Origin of the sequence: Blautia luti (assembly GCF_013304735.1) — a bacterium.
In the GTDB taxonomy this organism is placed as follows: Bacteria; Bacillota; Clostridia; order Lachnospirales; family Lachnospiraceae; genus Blautia_A.
Genome location: NZ_JAAITI010000013.1, coordinates 55645 through 75469, shown reverse-complemented (window position 1 = coordinate 75469; position 19825 = coordinate 55645). Strand labels below are relative to the sequence as shown.

At 45.9% G+C, this 19825-nt stretch carries 21 protein-coding genes; 5 read left to right on the top strand and 16 right to left on the bottom strand.

Translation table 11 applies throughout. The features are described 5' to 3' along the window. Positions 1 to 29: 29 nt before the first annotated feature. Positions 30 to 2285: a DNA helicase PcrA gene (gene pcrA, locus G5B06_RS09085; protein ID WP_420314381.1), complete on the bottom strand. Its 2256-nt coding sequence runs from the start codon at positions 2283 to 2285 to the stop codon at positions 30 to 32. Between the two features lie 148 nt (positions 2286 to 2433). Here pcrA and G5B06_RS09080 point away from each other — a divergent pair, with 148 nt between their 5' ends. Then, entirely contained in the window at positions 2434 to 3060 is a 627-nt protein-coding gene (locus G5B06_RS09080) for a DUF1836 domain-containing protein (protein ID WP_148448561.1), read from the top strand. Between the two features lie 106 nt (positions 3061 to 3166). On the opposite strand, the gene G5B06_RS09075 is transcribed toward G5B06_RS09080, so the two are convergent. Continuing rightward, on the bottom strand, positions 3167 to 3484 hold the full coding sequence (locus tag G5B06_RS09075) for a YerC/YecD family TrpR-related protein (protein ID WP_148448559.1): 318 nt from the start codon (positions 3482 to 3484) through the stop codon (positions 3167 to 3169). Between the two features lie 239 nt (positions 3485 to 3723). Between G5B06_RS09075 and G5B06_RS09070 the strand changes: the two genes are divergently transcribed. Genes G5B06_RS09070 through G5B06_RS09060 form a run of 3 tightly spaced genes read left to right on the top strand, consistent with a single transcriptional unit; the run spans position 3724 to position 5881 of the window. Next, a complete protein-coding gene (locus tag G5B06_RS09070; RefSeq protein WP_173771803.1) occupies positions 3724 to 4413 on the top strand; it encodes a YesL family protein in 690 nt (229 codons plus the stop codon). Then, on the top strand, positions 4413 to 5354 hold the full coding sequence (locus G5B06_RS09065; RefSeq protein ID WP_173771801.1) for a TIGR01212 family radical SAM protein: 942 nt from the start codon (positions 4413 to 4415) through the stop codon (positions 5352 to 5354). The genes G5B06_RS09070 and G5B06_RS09065 overlap by 1 nt, the downstream gene beginning before the upstream one ends. Before the next feature lie 14 nt (positions 5355 to 5368). After that, positions 5369 to 5881 carry a DUF4364 family protein gene (locus G5B06_RS09060; RefSeq protein ID WP_173771799.1) on the top strand — a complete coding sequence of 171 codons (513 nt, stop codon included), beginning with the start codon at positions 5369 to 5371 and terminating at the stop codon, positions 5879 to 5881. Between the two features lie 35 nt (positions 5882 to 5916). Here the strand turns inward: G5B06_RS09060 and G5B06_RS09055 are convergent, their stop codons facing one another. From G5B06_RS09055 to infC, 11 genes are all read right to left on the bottom strand, one after another. Further along, positions 5917 to 7239: a replication-associated recombination protein A gene (locus tag G5B06_RS09055; protein WP_173771797.1), complete on the bottom strand. Its 1323-nt coding sequence runs from the start codon at positions 7237 to 7239 to the stop codon at positions 5917 to 5919. Positions 7240 to 7366: 127 nt separating this feature from the next. Then, complete coding sequence (locus G5B06_RS09050) at positions 7367 to 8137, bottom strand: polysaccharide deacetylase family protein (protein WP_244094545.1); 771 nt, start codon at positions 8135 to 8137, stop codon at positions 7367 to 7369. Positions 8138 to 8241: 104 nt separating this feature from the next. Beyond that, positions 8242 to 8862 carry an AAA family ATPase gene (locus G5B06_RS09045; RefSeq protein WP_173771795.1) on the bottom strand — a complete coding sequence of 207 codons (621 nt, stop codon included), beginning with the start codon at positions 8860 to 8862 and terminating at the stop codon, positions 8242 to 8244. A gap of 10 nt (positions 8863 to 8872) precedes the next feature. Next, positions 8873 to 9583 (bottom strand): ABC transporter ATP-binding protein, encoded by a 711-nt coding sequence (locus G5B06_RS09040; RefSeq protein ID WP_148448552.1) that lies wholly within the window; start codon positions 9581 to 9583, stop codon positions 8873 to 8875. A 14-nt stretch (positions 9584 to 9597) separates the two neighbouring features. Then, complete coding sequence (locus tag G5B06_RS09035; RefSeq protein WP_148448550.1) at positions 9598 to 10356, bottom strand: ABC transporter ATP-binding protein; 759 nt, start codon at positions 10354 to 10356, stop codon at positions 9598 to 9600. Positions 10357 to 10358: 2 nt separating this feature from the next. Next, entirely contained in the window at positions 10359 to 11432 is a 1074-nt protein-coding gene (locus G5B06_RS09030) for a branched-chain amino acid ABC transporter permease (protein ID WP_022426434.1), read from the bottom strand. Positions 11433 to 11442: 10 nt separating this feature from the next. Continuing rightward, the gene (locus G5B06_RS09025; RefSeq protein WP_015526088.1) at positions 11443 to 12327 is read right to left on the bottom strand and encodes a branched-chain amino acid ABC transporter permease; all 885 of its coding nucleotides are present in this window, start codon (positions 12325 to 12327) and stop codon (positions 11443 to 11445) included. Positions 12328 to 12423: 96 nt separating this feature from the next. Beyond that, entirely contained in the window at positions 12424 to 13584 is a 1161-nt protein-coding gene (locus G5B06_RS09020; RefSeq protein ID WP_118070619.1) for an ABC transporter substrate-binding protein, read from the bottom strand. 237 nt (positions 13585 to 13821) lie between these two features. Next, positions 13822 to 14178 (bottom strand): 50S ribosomal protein L20, encoded by a 357-nt coding sequence (rplT, locus tag G5B06_RS09015; protein WP_015526090.1) that lies wholly within the window; start codon positions 14176 to 14178, stop codon positions 13822 to 13824. Positions 14179 to 14211: 33 nt separating this feature from the next. After that, positions 14212 to 14409 (bottom strand): 50S ribosomal protein L35, encoded by a 198-nt coding sequence (gene rpmI / locus G5B06_RS09010; protein WP_019162770.1) that lies wholly within the window; start codon positions 14407 to 14409, stop codon positions 14212 to 14214. An 83-nt stretch (positions 14410 to 14492) separates the two neighbouring features. Then, positions 14493 to 14987: a translation initiation factor IF-3 gene (infC, locus tag G5B06_RS09005; RefSeq protein WP_015526092.1), complete on the bottom strand. Its 495-nt coding sequence runs from the start codon at positions 14985 to 14987 to the stop codon at positions 14493 to 14495. Positions 14988 to 15427: 440 nt separating this feature from the next. Here infC and G5B06_RS09000 point away from each other — a divergent pair, with 440 nt between their 5' ends. Beyond that, the gene (locus G5B06_RS09000) at positions 15428 to 15751 is read left to right on the top strand and encodes a DUF1540 domain-containing protein (protein ID WP_148448548.1); all 324 of its coding nucleotides are present in this window, start codon (positions 15428 to 15430) and stop codon (positions 15749 to 15751) included. Between the two features lie 76 nt (positions 15752 to 15827). On the opposite strand, the gene ftsZ is transcribed toward G5B06_RS09000, so the two are convergent. The 3 genes from ftsZ to murA form a co-directional block, all read right to left on the bottom strand. Further along, positions 15828 to 16979, bottom strand: a complete 1152-nt coding sequence (gene ftsZ, locus G5B06_RS08995) for a cell division protein FtsZ (protein WP_148448585.1) — start codon at positions 16977 to 16979, stop codon at positions 15828 to 15830. Between the two features lie 250 nt (positions 16980 to 17229). Further along, positions 17230 to 18525, bottom strand: coding sequence for a cell division protein FtsQ/DivIB (locus tag G5B06_RS08990; protein WP_173771793.1), 1296 nt, complete (start codon positions 18523 to 18525; stop codon positions 17230 to 17232). Then, complete coding sequence (gene murA, locus G5B06_RS08985; protein WP_330606706.1) at positions 18522 to 19802, bottom strand: UDP-N-acetylglucosamine 1-carboxyvinyltransferase; 1281 nt, start codon at positions 19800 to 19802, stop codon at positions 18522 to 18524. Before murA ends, G5B06_RS08990 begins: the two co-directional genes overlap by 4 nt. Between the last annotated feature and the right edge of the window lie 23 nt (positions 19803 to 19825).

Genomic DNA, 19825 nt, shown 5'->3' with positions numbered 1-19825 from the left:
CAGAAATAGTCTGCCCGGAGAGATCCCTCTCAGATCTTTTTCAGCTTGGCAAAACCGGCGAACATTTTTTTCACGCCGACTTTGTCAAAGTCTACCGTCACTTCGTAGTCTCTGCCGCCGTCTGCGATATTTTTTACGATACCGACTCCGAATTTCACATGACGGACCGTGTCTCCCTCACCATAGTCCAGGCTGTCCGCCTTCTTCACTGTGAAATCTTTTTTCTGCAGGGTGCTCTTTGCCTGGAAATTCATTTTCATCTGGGCATAGGCACTCTTCGGAGATACGATGTTATCCACCTTGGGCTTTTTCTCCTGAATGGTATGGCCAAGATCCACCAGTTCCCTTGGAACTTCCCTTACAAAGCGGGATACACGGTTGTACTGGGTCTCTCCACGGATCATACGCTGTTTTGCACAGGTTAATGTCAGTTCTTTCATGGCACGTGTGATTCCTACATAACAGAGTCTTCGCTCTTCTTCAATATCTGACGGATCTCCGGACCAGATGGAGGCGTATCCCGGAAATACTCCGTCTTCCATTCCCGCCATAAATACATTTGGAAACTCCAGGCCCTTGGCACTGTGAAGAGTCATCAGAAGTACATAATCCTGATCCGGATCAACAGAATCGATATCTGCCACCAGTGCGATCTCCTCCAGAAATGCAGAAAGTGTTGCCGGCTGTCCGGCCTCCTCCATGGCTTCCTGGAAGGATTCTGTCTTGGAAATCAGCTCATCGATATTTTCGATCCTCGCCTGGGCCTCCTCCGTTTTCTCTGCCTCCAGTTCCTTCACATAACCGGTAAGCTCAATGACCTCTTCCAGGGTTTCACGGACTGTATAGGCCTCTGCCTTACTTTTCAATCCCTGGATAAAGGATACAAAATCATTGATCTTTCCTGCTGCCCTGCCAATGGACGGTACTTCCTCCACCACGCGGAGCGCATCGTAAAAGCTCAGGTTCATCATATCCGCATAGTCCTGGACACGGCCGATGCTGGTGAGTCCGATCCCTCTTTTTGGCACATTTAAGATCCTGCGCACAGCCAGATCATCACTGGCATTGTCAATGGTCTTCAGATAGCTTAACAGATCCTTGATCTCTTTGCGGGCATAAAAGTTCACGCCGCCGACAATCTTATAAGGAACATTTGCCAGGAGAAATTTCTCCTCGAAGAGGCGGGACTGGGCATTGGTCCGGTAAAGTACCGCGCAGTCCTTATACTGGAATTTCCCGTTACGCCGGCCCTGGATGATCTCTCCCGCAACATATTCCGCTTCCTCAAATCCGTTGTTAAACTGACGGAAATGGACTTTATCGCCCTCTTCGTTCTCTGTCCAGAGGCGTTTTTCCTTACGCTCCGTATTGTTGGCAATTACCTCGTTGGCTGCGTTCAGGATATTCTGTGTGGAACGGTAATTCTGCTCCAGCCGTACCACCTTCGCCTCAGGGAAAACCTTCTCAAAGCCCAGAATGTTCCCGATATTTGCTCCACGGAAGCGGTAAATAGACTGGTCATCATCGCCAACTACGCAGAGATTCTTGTATTTTTCCGCAAGAAGACTTACGAATTTAAACTGTGCAGTGTTGGTATCCTGATACTCATCCACCATAATATACCGGAAACGTTCCTGATAATAATCCAGGATATCCGGATTGTGCTGGAAAAGCTCCACGGTTTTCACGATCAGATCATCAAAATCCAGGGCGTTGTTTCCCCGGAGGACGGACTGATATTCCTTATACATGCCTGCAATCTTTCGTGCATCCGGATCACTTCCTGCATTCAGCTCCATCTCTTCCGGCGTGATCAGCTCATCCTTTGCATGGGAAATCTCCGCAAGAACAGCACGTTCTCTATAAATTTTTGTATTGATACTGAATTTCCGGAAGATTTCCTTCATGACTGTCTTCTGGTCATCGGTATCATAGATGGTAAAATTACTGCCAAATCCCAGCACCTCAATATGTCTGCGTAAAATCCTCACACATGCGGAATGAAAGGTGGAAACCCATACGCTCTCCGCACCCATTCCCGCAATTTTATTTACACGTTCCCGCATCTCACTGGCAGCCTTGTTGGTAAAGGTGATCGCCAGGATATTCCAGGGATTGACACCCTTTTCTTCCATTAAATAGGCTATCCTGTGGGTCAGCACTCTTGTTTTTCCGGAACCGGCTCCCGCAAGAATCAGAAGCGGTCCTTCTGTATGTACAGCAGCTTCCCGCTGCATGGGATTCAATGTGTCCAAAGCATCCTGTATACTCATTTTGATCTCCATTTCTTTTTCCATATCAACAGTATCTTTATATACTACCATGTCTTTTCTTTCCGGTAAAGCCACAACCTTACTTTCTCATTTTCCCGGAAAAAGTTTCTTTACAAGTAGTATTTAAAACTATATAATAGGGAGCAGAGGTGATAATGTGATGACAAGAAACGAAAAAGAGATGATGAGCAGCATTTTTGCGAAAATTGCCGAGCTTGATTATATAAAACCCGATGAAATCCCGAACATTGATCTTTACATGGATCAAGTCACTACTTTTATGGAAGAAAATCTTGCATCCACCAAGCGTCACGAGGATGACAAGATCCTGACCAAGACCATGATCAACAACTACGCCAAGAACAAGCTTCTTCCACCGCCGGAGAAGAAACGCTATTCCCGGGAACATCTGCTGATGTTGATTTTTATCTACTATTTTAAGAATATTCTCTCCATCAGTGACATCCAGACTCTTCTCGGACCGATCACGGATAAATATTTCAAGTCCCTGACTGAAAAAGATATGACTTATATCTATCAGGAAGTTTTCAGTATGGAACAGACACAGATCCGTTACCTGGAAAAAGATCTCATGCGCCGCTTCAAAAGCGCCGGGGAAATCTTCGAAGACGCAGATCCGGAGGATAAGGAATTCCTTCACCAGTTTTCCTTTATCTGTCTTCTGAGCTTCGATGTATACATGAAAAAGATGATCATCGAAAACATGATCGACCACATGAATTCCTCAAAAAATGAAGACTCCTCCAAAAAAGAAAGAAAAAAATGACTCCGGTTTCTTCAGCCGGACAGAAGAAAAGAGACAGACGCGCAACCGCCTGTCTCTTTTTACGTTACAGCATTATCCGTTATCATCTACGGTACGGACGTAAGCCTTATTCTGCTTCACCGTCCTGCTCTCCGTTATTCTTCTTCATACGTGCAAATACCATCTCATAACCATCATTTCCATAGTTCAGGGAACGGTTTACACGGCTGATCGTAGCTGTGGAAGCTCCTGTCTTCTCGGAAATATCAAGGTATGTACGCTTATCGGTAAGCATCTTGGCTACCTCGAAGCGCTGAGATAAAGAAAGCAGCTCATTGATGGTGCACACATCCTCGAAAAATGTATAACACTCTTCCTTGTCCTTCAGGCACAGGATCGCTTCAAACAGATGATCCACAGCCTCCGTCCTGATTTTTTTGCTCATTGTTACGCTCCTTTAAAATACATAATTTTCGTTTGATACAATACTGATATTTTAACACTCTAAATCGTGATAAGCAAGCATTTTAGGGAAATTTAATAAACTATTTCGCTATTTTGTCTTTCTATGGCGGACACATGATTTTCCCATTTTCACTGCCCCGGAAAACATTTGGGATTTGCTTTTTCTGCTGTGATTGGGTATACTTAAAATAATATCCAAAAGAAAAGGAGACTTATCAAATGAATCGTTTTTTCAACATGGACAACAAATTCTTCGTGTTCATGGGACGCGTAGCAGACCTGCTTCTTCTGAATTTTCTGTGCATCCTCTGCTGTATTCCGGTTGTCACCGCAGGCGCCTCCATAACAGCTCTCTACTATGTCACACTGAAGATGGCAAGAGACGAAGAATCTTATATTGCCCGCAGCTTTTTCCGCTCATTCAAACAGAACTTCAAACAGGCGACCATCATCAATATCATCATGCTCCTCACCGCTGCTGTTCTGTTTATCGATCTTCGGATCGCCAGAGCCGGAAGCGGAGCTATGTACAAAGGACTTTTCAGTCTGTTCATTGCATTTGCACTGATCTATGCGATGATCCTTCTGTACATTTATCCGATCCTTTCCAAATTTTTTAATTCCGTCAAGAATACCTTTGTAAATGCATTCCTGATGTCCGTCCGCCATCTTCCGCTGACACTTTTGATGCTTGTGATCTCTGCGTCTCCACTCCTACTGATATGGCTTTTTGCTTATGTGAGCTACGCACAGTTTACATCCATCCTGATCATGCTTTTTATTCTGATGGGATTTTCCACGCTGGCCTACTGGAAATCAAAGATCTTTGTAAAGATCTTCGATAACTATATACCGAAAGATGAAAACGAAGAAAACGGCGAAGAGAAAAACGAACCGAAAGAGGCATAATGAAGCGCTGGAACGACAAGCCTTATCACTCTCTGGACTATATGCTCCGGGAACGGTACGGCGAAAAGGTCTACCGGGTTGCATTAAACGGCGGCATGTCCTGTCCCAACCGTGACGGCACCCTGGGCAAAAAAGGCTGCATCTTCTGCAGCCAGGGCGGAAGCGGAGATTTTGCAGCAAACGCCGCTCTTTCCATTACAGAGCAGATCAACACACAGATCAAAAGTCTCTCTTCCAAACGCCCGATTCATAAATATATCGCCTATTTTCAGGCATATACAAACACATATGCTCCTGTGGAACACCTGCGTAAGATCTTCACAGAAGCCATCTCCCATCCGGATATCGTGGCACTGTCCATTGGTACCAGACCGGACTGTCTGGGAGATGATGTACTGGATCTTCTTTATTCCCTGAACCAGATCAAACCGGTGTGGGTGGAGCTGGGACTCCAGACTATCCATGAAGATACCGCCAGATATATACGGCGCGGCTATCCACTGTCCTGTTTTGATACCGCAGTGAAAAATCTCCGCGCAGGCGGCATCGAAGTGATCGTCCACACCATCCTGGGGCTTCCCGGCGAAAGCCGGAAGGATATCCTGGAAACAATGGCTTATCTGAACGCCATGGATATCCAGGGGATCAAGCTGCAGCTTCTTCATGTACTGCGTGGTACAGATCTTGCCGCTGATCATGAAGCCGGTCTTTTCCGCACTTATGAACGGGACGAGTATCTGAACCTTGTCATTGACTGTCTGGAACATCTCAGACCGGATATCGTGATCCACCGGGTCACCGGCGACGGACCGAAGGATCTGCTGATCGCACCTTTATGGGCCAGCCGCAAACGAGAAGTTTTAAACCTTCTTCATCACCGGATGAAAGAAAGAGCAAGTTTTCAGGGAAAAGCTTTCGAAGCCCTTTCCCGCAGCCAGTAAAAAGGAGGATTCTTATGGCATCACCTTTTACAACCTACAAACTTATCATTTTATACATGCTTCAGAATTCCGAAGGGGATCTCACTAACTCACAGATCACAGATTTTATCCTGGACCGGAAATATACCAATTATTTTCAGCTTCAGCAGGCTGTTTCCGAACTGGTGGAGGCAGATCTTGTGGAAATGTCTTCCCAGTCCAACCGCACGTATTACCGACTGACTGAAGAAGGAAAAAATACGCTGAAATATTTTTCCAGAGAACTCTCTTCTGACATTAAGAAAGAAGTCGAGGAATATCTCAATTCCCTGCACTGCAAAATTGAGGAACATCTTCTCACTCCTGCGGATTATTACCCCACCAAGGAGGGCAGTTACTCTGTCCGCCTGCAGATTATCGAAAGCGGTGTCAGTATTGTTGATCTCAGCATCAAAGTTCCCAATCTTGCTGCGGCCCAGTCCGTATGTGAAAGCTGGCCTTATAAATATCAGAACGTCTACGACAAAATAATGGAGGAGCTTCTCTGAAAAGCTCCTCCATTTTCATTCTCACATAGATTCTCTTATTCCGCTTCTTCGTGGATCTTCTTCATATGTTCTTTCAGTTTCTTTTCATATCCCATATCACTGAGTTCGTAAAAATGTTCTCCTTCGATCTCTGACGGCAGATACTGCTGGTTTACATAATGATTCGGGTAATTGTGGGCATATTTATATCCAATACCATGGCCCAGACTTTCGTGGCCGCCGTAATGGGCATCCTGAAGATGTACCGGGACGGTTGTCTTCTTCGCCTTCACGCAGCGCATGGCTTCCTGTATAGCATTTACCGCAGAATTGCTCTTGGGTGCACAGGCCATGTATGTAACTGCCTGGGAAAGAATGATCTGGGATTCCGGCATTCCCACCCGTTCCACTGCCTGCGCTGCTGCAGTTGCCACGCAGAGAGCCTGGGGATCTGCGTTTCCGATATCTTCAGAAGCCAGGATCATGATCCTCCTTGCAATAAATTTCACATCTTCTCCTGCATAGAGCATTTTTGCCAGATAATAAACTGCCGCATCCGGATCCGAACCCCGCATACTCTTGATAAAAGCGGAAATAATATCGTAATGGTTGTCCCCGTTCTTATCATAACGCACCACACGCTTCTGAATGCACTCAGAAGCCACATCAAGGGTCAGATGGATCTTACCGTCCGGATCTCGGGGTGTGGTGAGAATTCCCAGTTCTACGGCGTTTAAGGCGCTTCTGGCGTCTCCTCCTGCCATATCTGCCAGAAATTCCAGGGCATCCTCCTCGATCACCGCGCCGTAGCTTCCCATTCCACGTTCCGGATCATTAACTGCACGCAGGATCAGTTCTTTTATCTCCGGGATCTCCAGAGCTTTCAGCTCAAAGATGATAGATCTGGAAAGAAGCGCTCCGTTTACCTCAAAATATGGATTCTCCGTTGTGGCTCCGATCAGGATGATGGTTCCGTCCTCCACAAAAGGAAGGAGATAATCCTGCTGGCCCTTGTTGAAGCGGTGGATCTCATCGATGAACAGAATGGTCTTTTTTCCATACATGCCAAGATCATCCTGAGCCTGTTTTACAACTGTTTCCATATCTTTCTTGCCTGCTACGGTTGCATTGATCTGGGTAAAACTTGCGCTTGTAGTATTGGCAATGACTTTTGCCAGAGTGGTCTTTCCGGTTCCCGGAGGGCCATAAAAGATAACAGAGGTCAGCTTATCTGCCTTGATAGCACGATACAGCAATTTGTCTTTTCCAACGATGTGCTGCTGTCCGACCACCTCATCCAGCGTCCGGGGGCGCAGTCTGGATGCTAGAGGCGACTCCTGGTCCAGCGTTTTTGATTTTGCGTATTCAAATAAATCCATGGTTTTCACTCCTGTAATTTCTGTAAAAAACTGCCGCCAGTTCTCTCCTGGCAGCTGATCGATTCTTATTTTTATAATTTTACCTGTTTGCGCAAAAAAAAGCAATTGTTTCTGTCCAAGCAGCCATTCACGTCACCAGCAGTTCATCCGCAGTCACCAGGTCATACCCCTCCTTTGTCAGCATATCCACAATCTCCAGGGCTGCTTCCACTGAAGTAGGAAAACTGTCATGCATCAGAATAATGGAGCCATCCTTCACTTCTCTTTTTACGATATTCTCCACAGACTGGACGTTTTTTGATTTCCAGTCCAGGGTGTCCACATCCCAGAATACCGGCAGCATGGTCACACAGAGTTCCAGATTTTTGGGCCAGGCTCCATAAGGCGGACGGAGATACAGGGGATACTCTCCTGTGATCTCATAGATCTCATTATTTGTCTTTAAAATCTGCTGGCAGGCCTGGTCACCGGGCAGCTTATCCAGCTGTACATGGTCGTAGGTGTGATTGCCGATGAGATGACCGTCTTTCTGCATCTGTTTTACAATATCTTCTTTTCCCTCGATATTTTTTCCCATAAGAAAAAATGTGGCATGGATCCCTCTCTGCCGAAGGCCGTCCAGAAGCATGGGGGTATAGGTTGCGTGAGGCCCGTCATCAAAGGTGAGTGCGGCCCTGGGACGGTCCTCCGTTTCACTCCTGTCAGATATCGTCTTGGCCACGGGTTCTGTTGCTTTTTGTCCGTACTGTGCTTCCACCAGCCGAAGCATTCCCTCACCAGCGATCATTCTGGCCATCTGCATCCGAAACGTACGGTCTGAAATTTTCCCATATCCACTGAGTACGACCAGCAATACTGCCACTGTCACTGCCCGGAAATATTTTTTTCTCTTATCCATATCTCCCGCCGGATCAAACATACTTTTCCACAATATATGAAAAAATCCCCGGGAAAAGACTTCTTATCGTTCTTTCCCCGGGGAATATTCTCTGCAATTTCTTTTTATTTCTTCAGGATCTCAAGTGCACTCTCGATCTCTTCCACGCATTTTTTATAGCCAAGGGTACCGTTATCCAGGCACAGATTGTATTTCGTCATATCTGCCCAGTCAACTCCCATGAAACGTTTGCAGAAATCTTCCTTGCGCTTGTCATCTTTATGCATGAATTTCTCAATGTCCTTTGTGGTTCCGCTGAGCTTCTTGCTTGCCTCGCGGATACGGAAATCCCAGTCTCCGTAAACAAACACACGGAGAACATTGGAATAGTCTTTCAGGATCATGTTTGCACAACGTCCGATGATCACACAGGACTCTGTCTCTGCCAGCTGGCGGATGATTTTTGCCTGATAATTGAACAGGTTCTCATCGGATGTGAAATCCTTGCTCTGAGGCGGGATCAGCTCACCCTTGTAGATTCCGGACTTTGCAAAAAATCTCTGCTTGGTGCTGACATTTTCGTCTGCCCGTCCGAAAAGTTCCTGGCGGATACCGCTCTCATCAGATGCCATGCGGATGATATCCTTGTCATAGTAAGAAATCCCTAATTTCTTTGCAAGCTCCTCTCCGATGGTACGTCCGCCGCTTCCATACTGTCTTGCAATGGTAATTACGAAATTATCCATGTCTTTCCTCCTACTCTCCAAGATATGCCTTCTGAACAGCCTCATCGTTCAGAAGATCCTCGGCCTTTCCATCCATGGTGATGCTTCCTGTCTCAAGAACATACGCACGGTCCGCAATGGAAAGTGCTTTCTTTGCGTTCTGCTCAACAAGAAGTACGGTTGTGCCGCTCTCGCTTACCTCACGGATGATATCAAAGATCTCATTTACAAAGATCGGTGACAGACCCATGGACGGCTCATCCATCAGAATGATTCTCGGTTTGCTCATCAGCGCACGGCCCATGGCAAGCATCTGCTGCTCACCACCGGAAAGTGTTCCTGCACGCTGTCCTTTACGTTCTTCCAGACGAGGGAATCTCTTGTATACACCGGCAAGGCTCTCTGCAATCTCTGCCTTGTCTTTTCTTGTATAGGCTCCAAGAAGAAGATTCTCATAAACGGACATATCCGCAAATACTCGTCTTCCTTCCGGAACGTGTGCCATACCCATCTCTACGATCTTATGGGCCGGTGTTCTTGTGAGGTCTTTTCCCTCAAACACAATGCTTCCGGACTTCGGAGAAAGAATTCCGGTAAGTGTCTGAAGTGTGGTTGTCTTTCCGGCACCGTTGGCACCGATCAGCGCAATAACCTCTCCCTGATTTACATGAAAAGAAATTCCCTTCAGGGCCTGGATCACACCATAGTAGACCTGGAGGTCCTTTACTTCCAACATTGCCATTATCTCGTTCCTCCTTATTCTCCCAGATATGCAGTGATAACTGTCGGGTCTTTCAGCACTGCGGATGTCTCACCCTGGATCAACACCTGACCGAAGTTCAGAACTGTCAGTTCCTCACAGATACCGCCGACCAGTTTCATGTCGTGCTCGATCAGAAGAACTGTCATATCAAAATGTTCCCTCACGAAACGGATAGTATCCATCAGCTCCTGTGTCTCATTGGGGTTCATACCGGCTGCCGGCTCATCCAGAAGAAGAAGTTTCGGCTCTGTGGCAAGAGCTCTGGCGATCTCCAGCTTACGCTGTTTACCATAAGGCAGGTTACCTGCCAGTGTATCAGCTTCTTTATCCAGGTCAAACACCTTCAGGATCTCCATGGCACGTTCGTTCATCTCTTTTTCTACCTTGTAATACTTCGGCAGCCTTAAGATTCCGGTCAGTGTGGAGTATGGATGGTGATTGTGAAGTCCTACTTTTACATTGTCAAGAACCGGCATATCCTTGAAAAGACGGATATTCTGGAAGGTTCTTGCGATTCCGGCTTTGTTGATCTCGATGGTGCTTTTTCCTGTGATGTCCTGGCCGTCCAGTCTGATGATTCCCTCTGTTGGTTTGTATACACCTGTGAGAAGGTTGAATACCGTTGTCTTACCGGCACCGTTGGGTCCGATCAGTCCATAGAGCTGTCCTTTTTCAATGGTCATGTTAAAGCCGTCAACAGCACGAAGACCGCCGAACTGGATAGACAGGTTATTTACTTCCAGCATTGCCATGATCAGGCCACCTCCTTTTTCGCTTTTTTGCCTTTGAATTTTTCTACCATACGTGCTCTCCAGTCTCTTGCTGCAGGTGCCCAGTTAAAGAGCATCATGATGATCAGCACGATTGCGTAGATCAGCATACGGTAGTTTGCGAATCCACGGAGAAGCTCAGGAAGTGCATAGAGGATAATTGTTGCAATGATAGATCCTCTGATATTTCCGATTCCTCCAAGTACTACATACACAAGTACCAGAATGGACATATTGTAATCGAATACAGAAACCTTAAGAAGAGAAAGGTTATGTGCATACAGCACACCTGCAACTCCTGCAAGGGCTGCAGAAATGGTAAATGCCAACAGCTTATATCTGGTGATATTGATTCCTACAGACTCCGCTGCAATACGGTTGTCCCTGGTTGACATAATAGCACGTCCGCTTCTGGAGTTTACAAGGTTCTGTACAATAAACAATGTGAGAAGAAGCAGGATCACGCCGATCAGGAAAAAGTAATTCTTGATATCTTTATAAAGAGTTGCTGTTCCCGAAATACCAAGGGCACCTTTGAGAATCTGCTTTCCGCCGGCTTCCAGATGAAGACCGGCTGCACTGGTTGCAACGTGAAGTCCTTTGTCATCCACGCCAATGTAAAGTACATTGATCAGGTTCTTGATGATCTCACCAAAAGCCAGTGTAACAATAGCCAGGTAGTCACCGCGGAGACGAAGTACCGGAATACCGATGATCACACCGAACAGTGCTGCAACTGCCGCACCTACAAGGATTGCAAGGATAAAGCGAGGAACCTGCGGAATGGAGTCTGCAGCAACCTGTGAAAACAGGGCACTGGAAAAAGCTCCCACGCACATGAAGCCCGCATGTCCAAGGCTCAGCTCACCGGAAAAACCGACTACCAGGTTCAGGGAAACTGATGCAATGGTATAAACACAAAGGGGAACAAGAAGTCCCATAAGAAGTCTGGAAAGATTTCCAGTTGAGGAAAGTGCCTGTACGATCACAAAAAGCACAATGACAATTCCATAGTTTATCATGTTATTTTTTGTTGTTTTGTTTTTCATATTCTTCATATCGGCCACCTTACACTTTCTCCTGGATGTTCTTGCCGAACAGTCCTGTAGGTTTTACAAGAAGCACGACGATCAGGACTGCAAATACGATCGCATCTGCAACCTGGGAAGAAATATAAGCTTTTCCGAAGATCTCGATGATTCCCAGAAGGATGCCGCCGACCATAGCTCCCGGAATCGAACCGATTCCACCGAATACAGCAGCTACGAAAGCTTTGATACCAGGCATGGCTCCTGTGTACGGAGTCAGTGTCGGATAAGTCTGACAGAGCAGAAGGCCTGCGATCGCTGCAAGTCCGGAACCGATGGCAAATGTGAGGGAAATTGTCGCATTGACGTTAACTCCCATCAGCTGTGCCGCATCTCTGTCCTCAGAAACCGCCTGCATGGCACGGCCAGGTTTTGTCTTTTTTACAAAGAGGGAAAGTCCCACCATGATGATGATACATGCAAGGATGGTTACGATGGTGATTCCCTTGATGGTAAGCTCACCGTCAAACAGTGTGATGGACGGAACTTTGATAACAGCTACGAAACTCTTGGCATCTGCGCCGAAGATCAGAAGTGCCAGGTTCTGAAGCAGATAACTGACACCGATAGCCGTGATAAGAACGGCCAGGTTTGAGGAAGCTTTTCTAAGTGGACTGTAAGCTACCTTCTCAATGACAACACCAAGCAGTGTACAGATCACAACGGAAAGGATCACAGCAAGGATCGGTGACATGCCGCCTCTTGTGATACAGGTAAGAATGATATAAGCTCCTACCATAATAACATCTCCGTGTGCGAAGTTCAGCATCTTGGCAATACCGTAAACCATGGTATATCCAAGCGCGATGATCGCATAGATACTGCCAAGACTGATGCCGTCTTTTAAATAAGATATAAAACTCATAACGCACCTCTTTTAATTGTTTATTGATAAGGGAAAAAGGGGACGGGTCCCACTAAAGGTGACCGTCCCCTGACCCCTAACGTTAACAGAAATTACTTATTTCATCTCTACATAAGCACCGTCTTTGATCTCGAATGCTTTCGGCTCTTTATCACACTCGCCATCCTCGGTCCATTTTGCTTTTCCGGTAAGTCCGTCAAGCTCGATGTTTGCCATGGATGCGCTCATTGCTGCACTGATGTCTGCATTTTCCATATCTGGTGTGATCTTTGCATCGTCAGCTGCAAGCTGCATTGCGTAAAGTACATCATATGTATCTGCCGCAAACTGGTTCGGGATCTCACCGTTGTGAGCATCGCCGTATGCTTTTACGAAATTCTGGCTCTTCTCATCTGTAGCTGTTGCGGAGAATGGTGTCAGAAGCATAACACCCTCTGCAAGGGATTTATCGAAGTTCTCTACATTGAGGATACCATCCATGCCATCTACACCAAAGAATTTAATGTCAAGCCCTGCCTCAGATGCCTGCTGAAGGATCAGCGCATTGTCGGAATAGTAGTTCGGAAGGAAAAGAAGCTCAGCGCCGCTCTTCTTGATCTTTGCAAGCTGTACAGAATAGTCTGTGTTGCTGTCTGTTGTGTAAGCCTCATCTGCAACTACTTCAAGTCCGTCATCAGCAGCTGCTGCAACGAATGCGTCATGTACACCGGAGTTGTAGTCAGCAGCGGAATCATAAAGTACTGCTACTTTCGTTGCAAGTTTGTGCTCGGAAATGTACTGAGCAGATTTGGTTCCCTGTGCCGGGTCTGTGAAGCACATACGGAACTCGTTTGTTCCTGCTGTGATACAGTCAAGTGCTGTTGCGGATGGTGTGAAGAGGAATGTATCCTCAGCTGCCTCAGCTCCTACTGCGATACAGGAACCGGATGTTACAGTTCCACAGAGCATCTGCATTCCTTTATCGATCAGGTCATTGTATGCGTTAACAGCCTTCTCCGGATCTCCCTGGTCATCACCTGCGTCAAGGATTTCAACTTTATATCCGTTGAATCCACCGTTCTCGTTGATCTCATCAGCTGCGATCTTGGCTGCGTTGTATACGTTGGTACCGTACTGTGCGTAATCACCTGTCATCGGTCCGATCACACCGATCTTAAATGTCTCATCATCTGCCGCAAAAACTGATGTAGGCATCATCATAGCTGCTGTCATAGCTGCTGCTGATGCAACGCCGATTACTTTCTTCCAATTCTTCATAATAATCTCTCCTCCTGCGCTTTGTCGCGTTACTAATGTTTAATGGTAAAATTATAGCATCGCATATTTTTTATTTCAAGGACAAATTTTGTTATCTGCTGTTTTTCGTCTGATTGCACAACGCGGACACTTGTCCGCTGTACAGCTTGTGTTGTTTTTCGGCAAATTGTCTGAATTTTTTCGCACAAAAAAATCCAGGGAAAACTCCCTGGACTTCTTCGTCTCTTAATACTTTACTTATGCGATTGCTTTCTTAGCGATCTCAGCAAGTGCTGTGAAGCCTGCTGCATCGTTAACTGCCATCTCTGCAAGCATCTTTCTGTTGATGTCGATGTTTGCAACTTTAAGGCCGTGCATCATTTTGCTGTAGGAAAGTCCGTTCATTCTTGCAGCTGCATTGATACGTGCGATCCAGAGCTGTCTGAACTGACGTTTCTTCTGTTTTCTTCCTGCATAGGAGCTTGTAAGTGCTCTCATTACAGACTGTTTTGCTACTCTATACTGTTTGGAACGGGCTCCTCTGTAGCCTTTTGCCAGTTTTAATGTACGGTTATGTCTTTTCTTTGCGTTTAATCCGCCTTTAATTCTTGCCATTTCTTAATTCTCCTCCTGTTCGTCTTCTCTATCTTATAAATATGGTAATGCTTTCTTCATGCTCTTTACATTAGTAGAATCAACAACAGTAGATTTTCTCAGATTTCTCTTTCTCTTCTGAGATTTCTTTGTAAGGATATGGCTCTTGTAGGCTTTATTTCTTACTAATTTTCCTGTACCTGTTTTTTTAAAGCGCTTTGCTGCTGCTCTGCAAGTTTTAATTTTTGGCATTATGAATTCCTCCTTGATTTGGTACTTCTAAATTTTATATAGCATCCCGTTCTGCCCGGCTGTTGCCGTGAAGACTGAGATATCTACCGTTTCTCAGTCAGAAACATAGTCATGCTTCTGCCTTCTACCTTCGGAGCCTTCTCTACAGTCGCTATATCGGACAGAAGATCTGCGAAGTCATCAAGCACATGCCTACTGCTGGACATATGTGCCATCTCTCTTCCGCGGAAACGAAGTGTAACCTTAACTCTGTCGCCCTTGCTAAGGAACTTTCTTGCTGCATTTACCTTCGTCTTCAAATCATTCGTATCAATGTTCGGGGAAAGACGCACTTCTTTGACATCGATGGTTTTCTGCTTTTTTCTGGCCTCTTTTTCTTTTCTTGCAAGCTCGTAACGGTATTTACCGTAATCGATGATCTTGCATACCGGCGGTTTCGCCTGTGGGGCAATCTTTACAAGGTCAAGTCCTGCCTCCTGTGCTTTCGCCATCGCTTCTCTGGCGGACACGATTCCAAGCTGAGCTCCGTCCGGACCAATCAAGCGTACCTCTCTGTCTCTGATCTGTTCGTTAATCATTAAACCGCTAATTGTTGTACACCTCCATGAACATGATAGAATTATTTTTTTCTTTCTCATTAATGTAGCTTAAGCTGCACAAAAAAAGCGCAGACAGATGTCCACACTTCAAATAATTACACCTGCGCACTGATGGTTGATCCGTTCGCAGTACTGTGCAATATTGACCTGAGTCGCTTATCTTCAGCGCTGAGGTGAGAGTGAACTCTGCTTTCTTTTCGCTACGTACTTTAAGAGAATACCATGGTATTTTCTGTTTGTCAACTGTTTTTTTATATTATTATGTATTTATTTGTGCGTATGAGTTTTTCTTTTTCCGGGCATACTATCCAACATCGGAATCCGGCAAGACAGACTGTAACATGGACCATTGATCAGAGGTTCAAAGTCCGACAGCTGACGGTTTCCGGTAAAATCATAATTATCAGGAGGACACTTTTATGACAATCCTTAAATGTTCCGCGCACAACTGCTACTATAACAAAGATTCTCTCTGTTCCAAAGGAGCCATTAATGTAGAGGGCGCAGATGCACGTTATGCAGATGATACCGCCTGTGAAAGCTTCCGCGATCAGAAAGAAGGTTCCGCAACAAATGCTGCAGATTCCGGCTGCGGATGTGAAACCATTAACATTGACTGCAAAGCACACAACTGTACCTACAATGAGCACTGCAAATGTACCGCAGCTTCCATCAATGTATCCGGTGATAATGCACATCGCTGCTGTGATACAAAATGCGATACCTTCAGCTGTAAATGCTGATATTCTGATCTGAAAGTCAAAAAAATCCGGCAGGGTTCCAGATGGATCCTCTGCCGGATTTTATTATGTTCATTTATTATCTGTTCTTAAGAAAATCCGGAATCTGGATGTCCTTTTTCTGAACAGTGCTTGTCGGAGTCTTTGTTCCAAACTGTGTGGAATTCATAGTCGGCAGGCTGAAGCTTGGCATGTTAAGGTTCATGCTGCTTGTCTGTGGCTGACTTGTCTTTTTGGTGTTTCCAAATACAGAATTGGAAGCTCTGTTTCCAAATGGTGTATTCTGAAGGTTATTGTCTGTAAGACCTGTGGCAATAACTGTAATTCTTGCATAATCTGCAACAGAATCATCATACATGGCACCAAAGATGATGTTTGCATCCTCACCGGTAAGCTCCTGTACATAGCTTGCCGCATCGTTGGCATCCATAAGAGAAATATCTCCGGAAATGTTGATGATTACATGAGTAGCGCCCTTGATGGTTGTCTCAAGAAGCGGAGAAGATACAGCCTGCTGTACAGCCTCCATAGCCTTGTCATCGCCTCTTGCCTCACCGATACCGATGTGAGCGATTCCCTTATCTGTCATGACAGTCTGTACGTCTGCAAAGTCAAGGTTGATCAGTGCCGGCAGGTTGATCAGGTCTGTGATACCCTGTACTGCCTGCTGAAGAACCTCATCAGCCTTACGCAGTGCTTCCGGCATAGTTGTTCTTCTGTCAACAATCTCAAGTAACTTGTCATTCGGGATGACAATTAAAGTGTCAACTGCTTTCTTCAGATTCTCGATTCCCGCAAGTGCATTGTTCATACGGGTCTTCGCTTCAAAACGGAAAGGCTTGGTAACAACACCGACAGTCAGGATACCCATCTCTTTTGCCGCACCAGCGATTACAGGAGCAGCTCCGGTTCCGGTTCCGCCACCCATACCACAGGTAACGAACACCATGTCCGCTCCCTCGATGATCTTCTTAACTTCCTCAATGCTCTCCTCAGCTGCCTTCTGTCCAACTTCCGGCTGTGCACCGGCGCCAAGACCTTTCGTAATTTTTTCACCAATCTGAAGTACAGTCGGAGCTTTACACAGTGTCAGAGCCTGTTTATCGGTATTGACACCTACAAACTCAACTCCACCAATGGCCTCTTCCACCATTCTGTTTACTGCATTATTACCTGCGCCGCCTACTCCAATTACAATAATTTTCGCAGAAGACTCAGCCTCATTCGTCATTATCTCTAACAATGTACTTCCTCCTTTATTTCTACCTGATATCCGATTCAGTGTAATAATCTATTCCAAGCTACATATACACATAGTTATATCATATATTTTTTTCGTTAATTAATCAACCACTAATTTTGTTTTTTTATACTTTTTTCACTAAATTTCGGCACTGTTTCTATTAACCGAAACATTTGCAAAACAATCTCTGGCAAAATGACCAAATACTGGTATTATATTAAGAAAGGTTTTTTTATCTCTACTCGTAATCGGCCTCATCGCTGTAATCACTGTACTGATTTTCGTCATAATTATCCGACTCATTACTGTAATCACCGCTGTAATCTGCCCCTGCATCGGCTTCTTCGTCGGTGCCGTCTGCGCTGTTATCAGAAGTATCCTCTCCATTTCCGGTGCCTTCCGAATCCGTATTCTGAGTGTCTATGCTGACAGAATCTGTTCCGTCTCCGGTGCTTTCTTCCGAAGCAAGATAATCCTCCAGCGTACCTACATAATTACCGTCACGGTCATACTCACTGACTCCGTCATAACCGCCGTCTTCCCGGTATCCGCCTTTCCAGTTTCCGTTGGCCGCCATACTTTCTTCTGTCGGTGCCTCTCCCACATAATTCATGTTGGCGTCATACTCACCGCTTCCTGTATAGTCACCTTCTTCATCATATCCGCCTACCCAGTTCGCCTGCGCATACTCCAGGTCTGTCTGCGGTTTCGGCCCTACATAATTGCCATTTTCGTCGTATTCGCCCTCGCCTGTGTAATTTCCTTCCTCATCATAACCGCCTGTCCAGGTTTCTTCGGAATTCTGATTCTCATCCTGTTCCTGCTCCAGTGTTATGGTCTTGGAATTATCATTTACATTTTCAGCGTGGAGAATTCCTTTTTTTCCGGAAATCAGCGAAAGAATGGCAAGTACCCTGGTCATTTTGTCTTCCAGATACTCGTCCTTTCCAAGCTTGACCGTAATATCTCCGTAAACCAGGCTGATCTGCCCGTCATCTCCGAATTCAATATGATCCGGAACCTTGTCATTTTTTGAAAAGATAGTAGACAAAGCCACGGCTGTATTCATCACAGTCTCATCCTTAATAGGAAGCTTCTCATTGAGAATTACTTTTTTTACTTTAATTCCGTCAAAAAAAGGAATCTTCTCATTGCGTTCTGTGGAACCTTCCACAAAAACTCCATTTCTGTCAAAGTAAATGTAACTGTCCAGATAAGGAATACAGCCGACAATATCCTTCTCCTTCACACTGACACAAATGGTGTGACGGTTAAGTCTGGTCACTGTATAACCATCCACAAAAGGAACATCTTTTGTATTCTGTTTGGTGTAAAGAAGGGGTGCCAGAACAGAATTGGATGCCAGCGGCCCCCGAAGGACCATCTTCTTGATCTGTTTCTCAGAATAATGGCTACTTCCCATCACCTGTACTTCATCAACCTGATAATAAGTAAAAAAGAAAATAACGCCTGCCAGCAGCAGAACCAGAATCATTCCGGCTGCTGCCAGCGAATTTTTTTTGGATTTTTTCATAAAGTTCCTCTGTCCTTTATCAGCAGACCGCCAAGCGCAGTCAAATCTTCACAGATATGTTCATAACCTCTTTCAATAAAGGAGCAGCCTCTGATCCTGGTAACACCTTCTGCCGCAAGTGCCGTGATTACAAGTGCTGCACCTCCGCGGAGTTCCTCTGCTTCCACAGTGCATCCCTTAAGCGGATAACCACCGTGTATCACAGCAATTCCATCCCGGATCTCAATCTTCGCTCCCATATAACAGAGCCATGACGCCAGTTTATATCTGTCCTCAAAAATCTTCTCGCGGATCCTGCTCACTCCCGGGATCGTGGCCAGCACAGCCATCGCCGGGGACTGCAGATCTGTAGGAAATCCTGGGTAAACATCTGTCTCCAGAAGTTCAAGGGGAAAACCTGCATTTTTTCCGTTGACTATTAGTTTACCACCTACCTGGTGGCATTGTCCACCCATTTTCCGATATACTTCCAGGATTGCATCCATTTCATCAAGCGGCGGATTTTCCAGAATAATCTCTCCTCTGGTCGCTGCCGCTGCCATAAGATAGGTTCCGGCAACAATACGGTCCGGGGGAATCGTCCCGCTGCCGGGATGCAGTTTCTTTACACCTTCGATACAGATCCTTCCATTTTTCAGGATTTCAATCCTTGCGCCCATCCCGGTCAGATACTGGCACAGCCAGTTAATTTCCGGTTCGCGGGCACATCCCGAAAGAACGGTTTTTCCTTCTGCCAAGACAGCTGCCAGAATTCCCTGTTCCGTAGCTCCCACACTGCTTTTGGGAAAAATTATTTCCGCTCCTTTCAGTTTTCCACAGGCTGCCTGAATTTCACTTCCGTTTTCCACGATTCTGGCACCAAGTTTCTGTAAAACCTGTATATGAAGATCCACCGGGCGTTTGCCAATGACACATCCGCCCGGATAACCGGTCTGTGCTTTCCCGTTCCGTCCAAGCATTGCCCCCATCAGAATCACGGAAGAACGCATTTTTCCGGAAAAATGTTCCGGTATCACGGTACCGTCCGCATGGCTGCAGTCCAGATAAAGGTCATGACCCTCCCACCAGGTTCTCGCCCCCAGCTCCCGGAGGATTTTTTCCATCAGAAATACATCTGTGATCTTCGGACATTCCCGCAACACACTGGTCCCGGAGCTTAAAAGGGCCGCTGCCATAACCGGAAGTGCTGTATTTTTTGACCCCTGGATTCGCACAGTCCCATGCAGCGGCCTGCCTCCGGTTACGACGATCTCATCGATCTCATTCAAGTCTTCCACTCCTAAAAGGGCCTCTTACTTTT

What these genes read in the sequence shown, in the direction of transcription:
- ftsZ (WP_148448585.1), bottom strand. Translation starts at nt 16,979, where the DNA reads ATGACGAATGAGGCTGAGTCTTCTGCGAAAATTATTGTAATTGGAGTA.
- G5B06_RS09030 (WP_022426434.1), bottom strand. Translation starts at nt 11,432, where the DNA reads ATGAAGAATATGAAAAACAAAACAACAAAAAATAACATGATAAACTAT.
- G5B06_RS08990 (WP_173771793.1), bottom strand. Translation starts at nt 18,525, where the DNA reads ATGAAAAAATCCAAAAAAAATTCGCTGGCAGCAGCCGGAATGATTCTG.
- G5B06_RS09070 (WP_173771803.1), top strand. Translation starts at nt 3,724, where the DNA reads ATGAATCGTTTTTTCAACATGGACAACAAATTCTTCGTGTTCATGGGA.
- G5B06_RS09045 (WP_173771795.1), bottom strand. Translation starts at nt 8,862, where the DNA reads ATGGATAATTTCGTAATTACCATTGCAAGACAGTATGGAAGCGGCGGA.
- G5B06_RS09020 (WP_118070619.1), bottom strand. Translation starts at nt 13,584, where the DNA reads ATGAAGAATTGGAAGAAAGTAATCGGCGTTGCATCAGCAGCAGCTATG.
- G5B06_RS09035 (WP_148448550.1), bottom strand. Translation starts at nt 10,356, where the DNA reads ATGGCAATGCTGGAAGTAAATAACCTGTCTATCCAGTTCGGCGGTCTT.
- G5B06_RS09080 (WP_148448561.1), top strand. Translation starts at nt 2,434, where the DNA reads ATGACAAGAAACGAAAAAGAGATGATGAGCAGCATTTTTGCGAAAATT.
- rplT (WP_015526090.1), bottom strand. Translation starts at nt 14,178, where the DNA reads ATGGCAAGAATTAAAGGCGGATTAAACGCAAAGAAAAGACATAACCGT.
- G5B06_RS09075 (WP_148448559.1), bottom strand. Translation starts at nt 3,484, where the DNA reads ATGAGCAAAAAAATCAGGACGGAGGCTGTGGATCATCTGTTTGAAGCG.
- G5B06_RS09050 (WP_244094545.1), bottom strand. Translation starts at nt 8,137, where the DNA reads ATGGATAAGAGAAAAAAATATTTCCGGGCAGTGACAGTGGCAGTATTG.
- G5B06_RS09025 (WP_015526088.1), bottom strand. Translation starts at nt 12,327, where the DNA reads ATGAGTTTTATATCTTATTTAAAAGACGGCATCAGTCTTGGCAGTATC.
- G5B06_RS09040 (WP_148448552.1), bottom strand. Translation starts at nt 9,583, where the DNA reads ATGGCAATGTTGGAAGTAAAGGACCTCCAGGTCTACTATGGTGTGATC.
- G5B06_RS09000 (WP_148448548.1), top strand. Translation starts at nt 15,428, where the DNA reads ATGACAATCCTTAAATGTTCCGCGCACAACTGCTACTATAACAAAGAT.
- rpmI (WP_019162770.1), bottom strand. Translation starts at nt 14,409, where the DNA reads ATGCCAAAAATTAAAACTTGCAGAGCAGCAGCAAAGCGCTTTAAAAAA.
- G5B06_RS09060 (WP_173771799.1), top strand. Translation starts at nt 5,369, where the DNA reads ATGGCATCACCTTTTACAACCTACAAACTTATCATTTTATACATGCTT.
- G5B06_RS09065 (WP_173771801.1), top strand. Translation starts at nt 4,413, where the DNA reads ATGAAGCGCTGGAACGACAAGCCTTATCACTCTCTGGACTATATGCTC.
- infC (WP_015526092.1), bottom strand. Translation starts at nt 14,987, where the DNA reads ATGATTAACGAACAGATCAGAGACAGAGAGGTACGCTTGATTGGTCCG.
- G5B06_RS09055 (WP_173771797.1), bottom strand. Translation starts at nt 7,239, where the DNA reads ATGGATTTATTTGAATACGCAAAATCAAAAACGCTGGACCAGGAGTCG.
- pcrA (WP_420314381.1), bottom strand. Translation starts at nt 2,285, where the DNA reads ATGGAGATCAAAATGAGTATACAGGATGCTTTGGACACATTGAATCCC.